The organism is Flavobacterium sp. (assembly GCF_035760125.1).
Taxonomy (GTDB): domain Bacteria; phylum Bacteroidota; class Bacteroidia; order Flavobacteriales; family Flavobacteriaceae; genus Flavobacterium.
The window spans coordinates 1-12,928 of sequence record NZ_DASTTN010000038.1 but is presented as its reverse complement, the minus strand read 5'-3'; the positions used below and the strand labels follow the sequence as shown (position 1 = coordinate 12,928).

10 protein-coding genes and 2 tRNA genes are annotated in these 12,928 nt (G+C 35.1%); 3 read left to right on the top strand and 9 right to left on the bottom strand.

What is annotated here, in order from left to right; all coding sequences use genetic code 11:
- The 3 genes from VFS71_RS01890 to VFS71_RS01880 form a co-directional block, all read right to left on the bottom strand.
- Nucleotides 1-460, bottom strand: a 460-nt coding sequence (locus tag VFS71_RS01890; RefSeq protein WP_326399036.1) for a sugar O-acetyltransferase, incomplete at its 3' end; no start/stop codon positions are given.
- Nucleotides 461-479: 19 nt separating this feature from the next.
- The gene (locus tag VFS71_RS01885) at nucleotides 480-2,744 is read right to left on the bottom strand and encodes a glycosyltransferase (protein ID WP_326399034.1); all 2,265 of its coding nucleotides are present in this window, start codon (nucleotides 2,742-2,744) and stop codon (nucleotides 480-482) included.
- A gap of 67 nt (nucleotides 2,745-2,811) precedes the next feature.
- Nucleotides 2,812-4,278: a glycoside hydrolase family 130 protein gene (locus tag VFS71_RS01880; protein WP_326399033.1), complete on the bottom strand. Its 1,467-nt coding sequence runs from the start codon at nucleotides 4,276-4,278 to the stop codon at nucleotides 2,812-2,814.
- Between the two features lie 521 nt (nucleotides 4,279-4,799).
- Here VFS71_RS01880 and fabD point away from each other — a divergent pair.
- Complete coding sequence (fabD, locus tag VFS71_RS01875) at nucleotides 4,800-5,672, top strand: ACP S-malonyltransferase (RefSeq protein WP_326399031.1); 873 nt, start codon at nucleotides 4,800-4,802, stop codon at nucleotides 5,670-5,672.
- Nucleotides 5,673-5,830: 158 nt separating this feature from the next.
- Here the strand turns inward: fabD and galE are convergent, their stop codons facing one another.
- A complete protein-coding gene (gene galE / locus VFS71_RS01870; RefSeq protein WP_326399030.1) occupies nucleotides 5,831-6,844 on the bottom strand; it encodes a UDP-glucose 4-epimerase GalE in 1,014 nt (337 codons plus the stop codon).
- Nucleotides 6,845-6,890: 46 nt separating this feature from the next.
- Nucleotides 6,891-8,021, bottom strand: coding sequence for a DegT/DnrJ/EryC1/StrS family aminotransferase (locus tag VFS71_RS01865; protein WP_326399028.1), 1,131 nt, complete (start codon nucleotides 8,019-8,021; stop codon nucleotides 6,891-6,893).
- Between the two features lie 262 nt (nucleotides 8,022-8,283).
- Between VFS71_RS01865 and VFS71_RS01860 the strand changes: the two genes are divergently transcribed.
- A complete protein-coding gene (locus tag VFS71_RS01860) occupies nucleotides 8,284-9,531 on the top strand; it encodes a 3-deoxy-D-manno-octulosonic acid transferase (protein ID WP_326399027.1) in 1,248 nt (415 codons plus the stop codon).
- 225 nt (nucleotides 9,532-9,756) lie between these two features.
- Entirely contained in the window at nucleotides 9,757-9,969 is a 213-nt protein-coding gene (locus VFS71_RS01855) for a hypothetical protein (RefSeq protein ID WP_326399026.1), read from the top strand.
- A 163-nt stretch (nucleotides 9,970-10,132) separates the two neighbouring features.
- Here the strand turns inward: VFS71_RS01855 and VFS71_RS01850 are convergent, their stop codons facing one another.
- From VFS71_RS01850 to mutS, 4 genes are all read right to left on the bottom strand, one after another.
- Nucleotides 10,133-10,480 carry a DUF1508 domain-containing protein gene (locus tag VFS71_RS01850; RefSeq protein WP_326399024.1) on the bottom strand — a complete coding sequence of 116 codons (348 nt, stop codon included), beginning with the start codon at nucleotides 10,478-10,480 and terminating at the stop codon, nucleotides 10,133-10,135.
- 129 nt (nucleotides 10,481-10,609) lie between these two features.
- Nucleotides 10,610-10,695, bottom strand: a tRNA-Leu gene (locus VFS71_RS01845).
- A 12-nt stretch (nucleotides 10,696-10,707) separates the two neighbouring features.
- Nucleotides 10,708-10,783, bottom strand: a tRNA-Gly gene (locus VFS71_RS01840).
- Between the two features lie 142 nt (nucleotides 10,784-10,925).
- Nucleotides 10,926-12,928 (bottom strand): DNA mismatch repair protein MutS (gene mutS, locus VFS71_RS01835; protein ID WP_326399023.1); only part of this gene is annotated, 2,003 nt, incomplete at its 5' end.

Below are 12,928 nucleotides of genomic sequence, written 5' to 3'. Positions count from 1 at the left end.
CACAACCGGCACCAATAGTAACTCCCGGACAAATCACGGAATTCCCTCCTATCCAACAATCATCACCAATCGACACGGGTTCTGAACTTTCGACAGTTCTTCTTTCAATAGCATTGAGCGGATGGGTCGCGGTATAAATATGAACTCCCGGCGCGAAGAAAACATTATTTCCAATGGTGACTTTCATCGTGTCCAAAACCACACAATTGACATTAAAATACACATTCTCCCCAGAATGAATATTGTATCCATAATCACAGTGAAATGGCGGCTCTATATACAATCGTTTATGAGAATTCGGCATTAACTCCCTTAGAATCGCACGTGATTTCCCGTTCATCAAATATTCGGTGACATTCAATTTATGCAATAATTTTTTGGCTCTGGTACGTTCTTCGCTAAGCTGTTTATCATTGGCAAAATAGATTTCGCCCAAAAGCATTTTTTCTTTTTCGGTCATTTTTTTTAAGATTCTATTTTCAAATGGCAAAAGTATTCTTTGTATCTAAATGTCTGTACTTGTCATAATCCTTATACTTATTCATGACAAGCTGTGCTTTAAAAAAACAAAGCGTGGATTCGGCACCTTGATTGATATTGACATTTTTTTCTTCAAGCCCATCGTAAGAAGCTCCGTTTACTGGATTATAAATAATCTGATTCAGATGGTTATTCCCTAAAAACCATGAAAATGCTATATTTAGTTGATTTCTATATTTGACATTTCCAGTTACTTCATAAAACAAATGCAAGGTAATAATTGTTGTCGCTACTTCAATGGGTTGTTCTCCGTAAGTGTTTTTTTTCTCTCCCTTAACAAACCACCCTCTATTTGAAATTACACTAAATTCTCCTTTCATAAAATAATGCGACAGGAGGAAGTCGAAGGTAACCAAGGCTATTTTTTTGTATTTTAAATCTTTTGTAACCAAAAAACTAAAAAGCATTGCCTCTGGAAGCACATTGTTGGCATAAGTCATATAGTCTTCGTACCAACACCATTCTTCATCGGAGTTGATATGATAATGATTCAGCAATTTGTCAGCTAGTTGTACTATATATTTCTTAATTGCCTCCTCCTGATTAACCTGATAGTAATAATAAAGTCCTTTAAGTGTGTAAGCAATCGCTCTAGGTGAAGTAACCTCATCGATATGCACAGCGGCCTTATCCCATAATTTTTGGGCTTGTTGAACTAAATCTATCGGAAGTTTTTTTTGATAGAACAACGTAAAACCCAAACTCCACAATGCTCTTCCATTGGAATCTTCAAGATTTACCAACCCATTTTGCTTTGTCAATTGGCGGTTAATATCTTTGTAATTATCAAATCTACCATCTTCCCGTTGAATTTCTGCAATAAAATTCAAATAGATTGATGCAAGATTTAAGGCAATAGGATCCGAGCTCTTACCATAATACATTACCATATCAATCAATGCACGAGCGTTATCATCCAAAGTATAGCCTGATGATAAATCTGGCTGACTGAATATTGAAAACTGAAGAATCCCATAATCTGTCGTTAACTCTTTGATGTGATCCAACTTTATGGGTGGAAAATTGAATCTTAGTTTCCCTTTACTTTCTGTCACTTCAGCAAAGAGGAATCCGTACTTTAAAGCAATATTTTCCCAAGTTGTTTCATGGGTAAAAGCATAGCCCTTTTTCCCCATTCCCAATCGTTTTTCTTTATTTTCAACTAATTCCAATATGGCACTTTTAAATTCGTCTACATTATCAAACTCATTCAACAATATTCCTATATGAGAGTTCAGAGCCTCAATAGCGTGGGCTATCGGAGTTGAAATAATCGCACAACCGCAACTCATTGCATACGCAAAAGTTCCGCTCACAGCCTGATTGGGGTCTTTGGAAGCAAATAAATAAATATCTGACAAAACCAAATAGTTCAGCAGCTGTTTTAACTCCAGGAATTCATTAACAAAGAAAACATTGTTCTCGATATGAAGTTTTTTGGTGGTCTCCATAAGCATATTACGGTATTTCTCACCTTCCTTTTTTAAAACCTCGGGATGCGTTTTCCCGATGACCAAATAGATAACTTCAGGATGTTTTGCAATAATTTCAGGAAGAGCATACAAAACGGTTTCTATATTTTTATTGTCGCTGATTAAACCGAATGTTGACAATACTGTTTTACCTGAATAATTGAATTCTCTTTTTAATTTATCCTTTTGATTCCAAAGCACCATATGAGTACCATGGGGAATTATCCTTAATTTCGATTCCAGACAATCATAATCCCTTATTAAAATTTCTTGAGATCTTTTGGTCAGTACCACAATTTTGTTCGACAAATCAATGATCGCCTTGACTATTTTTTTTAATTTATCATTGGGCTCTGGCAATACCGTATGAAAAACCACTGCTATGGGTTTGTTTATGGCTAATAAAAAGGATAACAGATAATTTCCATAATCTCCTTCAAAAAGACCAAACTCATGCTCAATGCAAACCATACCAATATCATCTCGATTATTAATCTTTTCTGCCAAGACACGATATTCATCAATAGAAGAAACGGTTAACGCATAATGCACATCAAGACCATATTCAAATTGATTTTCTTCTTTTTGCAAAGCACATACCTCTATGGGCAGTGAATCCCCAAAGACTAACCTAACGGAATTAACTACATCACTAGAGAAAGTTGCCAACCCACATTGCCTAGGTGGATAAGAACTCATCAACAGAATGGTTTTGCTTTTTTTTGGCTTCACTTGTACTTATTTTACTATTTTAATTTGTGCTTAGAATCCATTTTAAATTAGGATCAAATCATAGTAATTACTTTTTACTGTTTTTCAAGGCAACCATTAATTCCACCATATCCACTACGGCATAAGTAGAAGAATAATCCGAAACAGCGTATGGTAATATCAAACTGTTATTATGAATAATGGAGCCACAGGAATAGACTACATTAGGAACATATCCTTCACGCTCATCTTCCAAAGGAGTCAGTAAAGGTTCGGACAACCTACCAATTTCTTTGGAAGGGTCATCCAAGTCGAATAATGCCACTCCTATACAATAACGTCTCATTGCCCCTACTCCATGTGTAATAACCAACCACCCTTCTTGAGTCCACAAGGGGGAGCCACAATTCCCAATTTGCGTATATTCCCATGGATATTCAGGTCTCTGGATAATTTTCGGGCTTTCCCATTCATTTATCCTGTCTGAATACATTAGATAATTATTAACCCCATCTACCCTGCACAACATAGCATATTTCCCTTTAACTTTTTTAGGAAATAATGCCATTCCTTTACTCTGTGAATCTTTGCCGTGTAGCGGCATTATGCGAAAAGTATAAAAATCCTCCGTAGTAATTAATTTTGAAAGGATAGCATGTCCATTGTAAGCTGTATAGGTTCCCATAACACTTTCGGAATTATCATCATTTACAAAACGAACAAAACGGGCATCTTCAATCCCACGACTTTCAGCATCTGATATTGGAAATATAACACGCTCCGAGATATCCGAATCATGCTTGAATTGGATATCATAAAAAGAATCCATCAACCAAAGCACTTCTTTATAAGCTTCCTTTTTTTCCTTACTTATATTTGGATCTTCTAATTCTTTATTTAGTATATCTCTGAACATTGAATACTCGAATACTTCGGGCATATCACACAAGAAAGAGGAGTAAATATCCAGAGTATGCATATCCGCCAATTTGGATATAATTCGCTTTTTATTAAACATCATTTTATGCGAAACCTCTGCTTTTTCAATGTTGTCCCCTATTCGCATCATTCGCAGATTATTGTCTTTATCGAGAATCCCTCTTCTAAATACTACAGATGACACGTGTCCTTCTCCAGTCGCTCGAAATGAAATAACCACTCGTTTTTCTCCCTTTTCCAGACTCGATTGGTCAAAATCCTCTATTATGGAAGGATTAAAAAATGCTGACGATTCTATGGAATACTCCATAGTAAGATAAGAACCGATAAGCTTTTTTCTCTCCTCTGAAAGCTCTTCATAATTAACCTGCATTTCTTCAATTATGGATCTAATATTTTCGCAATGTTTATAAAATATATACGAAAGATTTCGGTGACGCCTTGCAAACTCTCTGTATATTTGTTCCAAAGTATGATTTACTTCCTGATTGTTCATCGCCAGTATACGACTCACTAATTCTCGGGTTCTTCCTTCTCCACTCATGAAATACCGAGCAACAACCCTGCTGGAATCGGGAAAAAACTTTACACTTTTTCGGGTAACAGAGACTTTCATAAATTAAAATTTTTAAATTATAAAACAATAAGCAAACATCTTTTGGTTGTAGTAGAAAGGCAACTTAGTTATCATGCCATTTTATTATCTTAATGGAGCACAACTTCATTAAATCAAATTGGGGACTTGCATGTTTTTATTAATGCCGGCTAAGTACTTTCCTATTTAGAAATAGTAGTGGATTTTTTAAAAATATTTTTAAATCAAACACAATCAAATTTACAAATAAAAAATAACTTAAGTGTATGATAATTATCATATTACAACCAATCCTAAATACTTTCCCTCTTATAAAAAGCAAAACAATCTCCTCCAGCCCTGATGGAAGGGAAAATTCTTTTTGAATGCTTTTTGGCGGACAAAAAGATTAGAACCCCGAAAGCTTTCGGGGGCAGGAGAATTGTTCTTGATGTGCAAAAAAATTGCTGCTCCTAAAAAAAATAGTACTTTTGCAGTCGGTTTTTTGTTTTTCACTTTTGAGAACCTGAAAACTTTAAACATTAAACTTGAAACAAAAAATTATGAAGGCATATGTATTTCCAGGTCAAGGCGCACAATTCACGGGAATGGGCAAAGACTTATATGAAAACTCTCCATTAGCAAAGGAATTATTCGAAAAAGCAAATGAAATCCTAGGTTTCCGCATTACCGACATCATGTTTGAAGGAACTGCTGAGGAATTGAAAGAAACTAAAGTAACGCAACCGGCAGTTTTCTTGCACTCGGTTATTTTAGCCAAAACATTGGAAAATTTCAAACCGGAAATGGTGGCAGGACACTCTTTGGGTGAATTTTCTGCATTGGTTGCCAATGGCGCTTTGTCTTTTGAAGACGGATTAAAATTAGTTTCACAAAGAGCTTTGGCAATGCAAAAAGCTTGCGAGATCACGCCTTCTACAATGGCTGCCGTTTTGGGATTGGCTGACAATATCGTTGAAGAAGTTTGTGCATCTATTGATGGTGTTGTTGTAGCTGCTAATTACAATTGTCCTGGACAATTAGTAATCTCAGGAGAATTTTCTGCAGTAGAAAAAGCTTGTGAAGCAATGAAAGCGGCCGGAGCTAAACGCGCATTATTATTGCCAGTTGGAGGAGCTTTTCACTCACCAATGATGGAACCTGCAAGAGAAGAACTTGCTGCTGCAATTGAAGCAACTACATTCTCAACTCCTATTTGCCCAGTGTATCAAAACGTGACGGCAACTGCAGTATCTGACGCCAACGAAATCAAGAAAAACTTAATCATCCAATTGACTGCTCCGGTACGTTGGACACAATCTGTACAACAAATGATTGCCGATGGCGCAACTTTGTTTACCGAAGTAGGTCCAGGAAAAGTATTAGCTGGTTTGATTGGAAAAATTGATAAAGAAGCGACGACTGCTAATGCTTAAATTTTAGGCTGAAGATTGCAGACTTATAGATTATACTCTAGAATCCTCATAAACTGATATTTGTGAGGATTTTTTAAAAAATATTTTCATTAAAAAAAATCCCAAATTATCATCTGATAGTTTGGGATTCATTTATTCTGAAATCTGCATTCTGAAATCTAACTTCTAATCTTCTGTTCCCATTTCCAGGCACTGGCCATGGCTTCATCCAAAGTTGATTGCGCTTTCCATCCCAGCACATTATTGGCCTTATCGGTATTAGCATAAGCTTCGGTAATATCCCCTTCCCTACGGGGAACAATTTTATAAGGGAGCTTTTTACCACTCACTTTTTCAAAACTGTGAATCACTTCCAATACAGAACTTCCTGTTCCAGTTCCCAGATTGAAAGTTTCTACTTTTTCTACATTCTTCTTATTCAACAAACGCTGCAATGCAATAACGTGAGCTTTCGCCAAATCAACTACATGAATATAATCACGAATTGCAGTTCCGTCTGGCGTAGGATAATCATCTCCAAAAACAGATAGCTCCTTACGCAAACCAAATCCAGTTTGAGTTATAAAAGGCACTAAGTTTTGTGGTATACCCAATGGCAACTCCCCAATTTCGGCTGAAGGGTGTGAACCAATCGGATTGAAATAGCGCAATAAAACAGCGTTGATATTTGTTGCTTTTGCGACATCAACAATAATCTCTTCCCCTATTTTTTTTGTATTTCCATAAGGAGACATTGGCTGTTGAACTGGAGCATTTTCGGTAATTGGCATTTTTTCGGCTTGACCATAAACCGTACAAGACGAGCTGAAAATAAAATTAGCTTCTGGCTTTTTTCCTAATTCCTGCAAAATATAGACCAATGCAGCAATATTATTTTCATAATATAGCAACGGATTTTCAACGCTTTCACCTACCGCTTTAGAAGCTGCAAAATGAATAACTCCATTAATGTCATTGTGCTTTTTAAAAAAATCCTGGACGCTTTTTTTCTCACGTAAATCCAACTTTTCGAAAATTGGCATTTTGCCCGTAATGGCAACAATTCCTTTTAAAACTTCTTCGGAAGAATTGGAAAGATTATCAATAATTACAACATCAAAGGCCTCATTTTGCAATTCTACTACAGTATGGGAACCAATAAAACCTAAACCTCCTGTTACTAGTATTTTCATGTTTGTTTTTATAAAAAAGACGCTATAAATAGCGTCTCTATGGAAATTATTTTAAATATTCCAGAACTGAATCCGTTATAAATTTAATCTGTTCGTCATCAATCTCTGTATGCATCGGTAATGAAATCACTTCTTTTACCAATTGGTTCGTTACTGGAAAATCTTCTTCTTTGTAACGAACATCCAAATAAGCTTTTTGCAAATGCAATGGAATTGGATAATAAATAGCACATGGAATTCCTTTCCCTAACAAATGTTGCATCAATCCATCGCGATTTGCATCGATAATTCGCAAAGTATATTGATGAAAAACGTGATCATCTCCATTTGAATCGAACTCTGGAATTACAATATTAGAATGTCCGGATAAAGCCGCGTTATATTTCCCAGCTGCTTCACGACGTGCGGTATTATATGAATTCAACAAAGGTAATTTAGCATTAAGTACAGCTGCTTGAAGGCTGTCTAAACGAGAATTTACTCCCACAACATCATGATGATAACGCTCATACATTCCATGATTTACAATACCTCGAATTATATGTGCTAAAGCGTCATCATTGGTAAAAATAGCTCCACCATCACCATAACAACCTAAATTTTTAGATGGAAAGAAAGAAGTAGAAGACACATGCCCAATAGTTCCAGCTTTCTTTTTTGTCCCATCCGAAAATGTACAATTAGCACCAATGGCTTGTGCATTATCTTCAATTACGTATAAATTATGTTCGTTGGCAATAGCCATAATAGCTTCCATATTGGCAGCACGTCCAAATAAATGAACCGGTACAATTGCTTTAGTTTTTGGAGTAATCGCTTTTTTTATAGCCTCAATAGAAATGTTCATGTTGTCCATATCAACATCAACCAAAACAGGAGTTAATTGCAACAAAGCAATTACCTCAACAGTAGCAGCAAAAGTAAAATCGGCTGTAATAACTTCATCACCTGGTTTCAAACCCAACCCCATCATCGCGATTTGCAAAGCATCAGTTCCGTTAGCACAAGGAATTACATGCTTAACATCTAAATATTCTTCTAATGATTTTTGAAATGTATGAACTTGTGGCCCATTAATATAAGTATTGGTATCCAAAACTTCTTGAATCGAAGCATTTACAGTTGCTGCGATTTTATCGTATTGACTTTTTAAGTCAACCATTTGTATTTTTTTCATGTATTCTTTTTTAGCATCCCATGCCTTTCACAGGAACAATTAATAGAAGTAAACTTGCTTTAAGGTCAAATTTCACTGCAATTTAACCACCCCAAACAAGCACAACAAAAATAGTTATTTAATGAGTTTAAACCAATCAAACCCACAATAAAAAATATTTTTCCGAAGAAATAAAAAGTGGGTTCCCGACAACCATAATTTAAACATTTATTAGGGAAGAAAATAACACAAAGAAAATGTATTTTTACAAAAAAAATTATCGATGCATTTTCTTTATAATTCAACCATTCTATTCACCCAATTTTTATTAAAAATCATAGCGCTTTTCAGCCCTAAAATGAAACTTTTCGTTGATGGCAGGAAAGATGTTTTTACAATTTTGGAACAAAAATTATCAGTCAATGATAAAACCATTTGGTTCCATGCTGCGTCTTTAGGCGAATATGAACAAGGGCTTCCCATCATTGAAAAAATCAAAGAAAAGTATCCAACCCATAAAATTGTAGTTACCTTTTTTTCTCCTTCTGGTTATGAAGTTCGAAAAAACAATACAGTTGCCGACGCAACGGTTTATCTGCCTTTGGACATCACAAAAAATGCCAAACGCTTTTTAGAATTAGTGCATCCAGACTTTGTATTCTTCATTAAATATGAATTTTGGATTAATTATTTAGACCAATTGCAAAAACAAAACATTCCAACTTATTTGATTTCAGGTATTTTTAGAGAAAAGCAATTATTCTTCAAATGGTACGGTGGCTTTTACAGAAAAGCATTAGACACATTTACCTATTTCTTTGTGCAAAATGAGAACTCAAAAAAACTTATCACGCAGTTAGGGAAGACAAACGTCATTGTTTCTGGCGACACTAGATTTGACAGAGTTGTTGCAATCTTAGAAAAAGACAACACTTTGGACTTTATAGACCAGTTTAAAAACAACAAAATAACAATCGTAATAGGAAGCTCTTGGCCTAAAGATGAAAAAATACTTTCAGAATACATCAACTCATGCGCTGACGATGTTAAATTCATTATCGCACCTCACAACATAAAACCCGAACAAATCAAGCAACTGCAAAATAGCATCACTAAAAAAACAGTACTATTTTCAGAAAAAGAAAACAAAGATTTATCACAATTTGAAGTATTTATAGTTGACACTATTGGTATACTGACAAGAATTTACAGTTATGCAGACATTGCCTACGTAGGTGGTGGTTTTGGAAATCCAGGAGTGCACAACTTGTTAGAACCAGCTACTTTTGGAATCCCTATCGTAATTGGTCCAAATTATTCTCATTTTGATGAAGCCATTAATTTAGTAAAAATTGGAGGCTGTATCTCAATAAATGATTCCAAAGAACTCAAAATTGCGTTTTCAACATTGATCCAAGACCCTGACAAAAGACATCAAAAAGGAGAAATTTGTGGCACTTTTGTACAAAAAAACAAAGGAGCTACTAACAGTATTTTAGAAAAAATAACTCACAAGAAATGCTCAAAATAAAAGAATTACAACTATTTTAGACGAATAAAAAGGAAGCATAAAACCTCATAAAACAGGACGCTATTTTATAATTTGTAATTATTTACTTATTTTTTATTCCCTAAAAGAAAAAGCTAACCCTCTGATTGAAAATTATTTTTAAAAAATAAATGAAAAAATATTTTACATATTAAAAATTTTATATCTTTGCCACGAATTAATAATTAACCTTTATATTAAATTAAGATGAAAAAAGTATTTTTAAGTTTAGCTGTTGTTGCTGTATTAACTGTTGTATCTTGTAAAAAAGCTGATGCTCCTGCTGAAGAAACTACTGCTGTAGATTCTACTGCTGTTGCTCCTGCTGACACAACTGCTGTAGCTGCTGACACTACTGCTGTAGCTCCTGCTGCTGACACTACTGCTGCTGCTGCTCCTGCTGCTGCTCCAGCTAAGTAATTTCAAATTACGCTAGAAAAAAATAAGCTGCATTCAATGCAGCTTTTTTTATGGCTACTTCTCAACAAAAATATAACCCCCACACTATAGAGAAGACACCAAAAAAAATACCATCCCGAAATCGTGATGGTATTTTTTTTTAATCTTTATTCAATCCCAATAATTAATCTAAAAAAACCAAATCATTATCCGAGAAATCCAATATTTCCGAAACCGATGCATGCTTCATGATTTCATCAATTCCTTTCTGAACCCTTAATTCAGTGGTATATTTTCTACTTAAAGCAAAAGGCGCTCCATCCAAAAACAGCTTAAAAAAATATTTTCCCCCAGCCGATTTATGCTTATCAAAAGTCGCCAGATTAATATTGCTTTTAAAATATTCAATCGCCTCCTCACATTCAAACTTAAGCTCATACTTCATACTCGTAAAAATAACTTTTCCTTTTCTTGAAGTAAATACAAACTTATATTGATCATCAAATCTTTTACTAATTACAAAAGCACCCATTTGATTTTAGAATTTAAAATTTAGATTACTGATTTCAAACAAAAGATTAAATCACTGACACACAAACTAGTTTGCCATTATAATTTGCACAAATAAAAAAAGCCTCAAACATAGTTTGAAGCTTTCTTGTACTCAGAGCGGGACTTGAACCCGCACGAACATTGCTGTTCACTGGATTTTAAGTCCAGCGTGTCTACCAATTTCACCATCCGAGCATTATGCAATTCTGGAGCGAAAAACGGGGCTCGAACCCGCGACCTCGACCTTGGCAAGGTCGCGCTCTACCAACTGAGCTATTTTCGCATTTCATTCTTAAAAGAACCGCAATACTTGTTTTATATTGCGGTTGCAAATTTAGAACTTTTATTCAATTACACAAACCTTTTTTTCAAAAAAAACAAAGATAAAATTTAACGTTCTGACAACGATAACTTTAAATCTAAAACTATTTCCTAGATAACATCCTTTTAATCTCATTAAGTTTCATCAATGCTTCAACAGGAGTAATGGCATTTATATCCAAATTAACGATTTCTTCTTTTATTTCTTCCAGCAAAGGATCATCCAGATTAAAGAAACTCATTTGCATTTCTTCCTTTTCTGATTTTATACCGTTTAATACATCACTCGAATGGTTTTTCTCTAATTTCTTCAACATTTTTTGCGCTCTTGAAATCACCAGCTGTGGCATACCCGCCATTTTAGCCACATGAATACCAAAACTGTGAGCACTTCCTCCTTTTACTAATTTTCGAATAAAAAGCACTGTATCCTTTAATTCTTTTACAGAAACATTGTAATTCTGGATTCGAGGCATTGTCTCGCTCATTTCATTCAATTCATGATAATGCGTTGCAAACAATGTCTTAGGTCTTGATGGATGTTCATGTAAAAATTCGGCGATTGCCCAAGCGATAGAAATTCCGTCATAGGTGCTTGTTCCTCTTCCAATTTCATCCAACAATACTAAACTTCGATCAGATATATTATTCAAAATAGAAGCTGTCTCGTTCATTTCGACCATGAAAGTAGATTCTCCCATCGAAATATTATCTGAAGCTCCCACTCTGGTAAATATCTTATCCACAATCCCCATTCGAACACTTTCTGCAGGCACAAAACTTCCCATTTGCGCCAGCAATACAATCAAAGCCGTTTGACGCAATATTGCAGACTTACCCGACATATTGGGTCCAGTAATCATAATCAATTGTTGCGTTTCTCTATCCAAGAAAACATCATTGGTAATATATGGCACTCCAACAGGCAATTGCTTTTCAATTACGGGGTGTCTTCCATCTTTAATTTCCAGTTCGAATGTTTCATCAATTTCTGGACAAACGTATTTATTTTCTATTGCCAATTGTGTAAAACAACATAAACAATCCAATTGCGCCACCAAATTAGCATTCATCTGAACCGGCTTGATATAGGTAGCAACCCAGCTCACTAATTGTTCGAATAAATCGCTTTCAATTTTTTGAATTTTCTCTTCCGCACCTAGAATTTTAGTTTCATATTCTTTCAGCTCTTCGGTAATATAACGTTCAGCGCTTACTAGCGTTTGTTTTCTAATCCACTCTGCAGGAACTTTATCCTTATGCGTATTTCTAACTTCGATATAATAACCAAAAACATTATTGAACGATATTTTCAATGAAGAAATCCCTGTACGCTCGGATTCTCTTTTCTCAATTCCTTCCAAAAACTGTTTCCCCGAAGTGGATATTGCACGCAAATCATCCAATTCAGCATTAATACCTTTGGCAATCGCATTCCCTTTGGCAATTGCCACGGGAGCATCCTGATTTAATGTAACTTGTATTTTTTCACGTAACAAATCACAACTATGTAAACTGTCACCGATTACCTTTACAGCTTCTTGAGGACTAGACAAAGCCAATATCTTGATTGGAATAATGGCATCCAACGATTCTTTTAGATAAACCACTTCACGAGGCGAAACCTTACCTGTTGCAATTTTTGAAATCAAACGTTCCAGATCCGAAATCTGTTTGATTTGATTTTGAATATTTTTTAAAACGTCTTGATTTTCTTTTAAATAAGAAACTACTTGATGGCGGCTCTTTATTTTATTGCTATCTTTTAACGGTAAAGCCAGCCAACGTTTTAACAAACGCCCACCCATTGGCGAAAGCGTTTTATCAATTACATCCAATAGCGTAACGGCATTTGGATTGTAACTGTGGTATAATTCAAGATTTCGAATTGTAAATCGATCCATCCAAACGTAAGCATCCTCAGCAATTCGATGAATCGCCGTAATATGCTGCACTCTATTATGCTGCGTTTCAGACAAATAATAAAGAATAGCCCCCGACGCAATAACTCCTTCTCTCAACTCTTCCACTCCAAAGCATTTTAAAGAAACGGTTTGGAAATGCTTAGTTAGTGTTTCAATAGCATAATCTTCTTTAAAAATCCAAT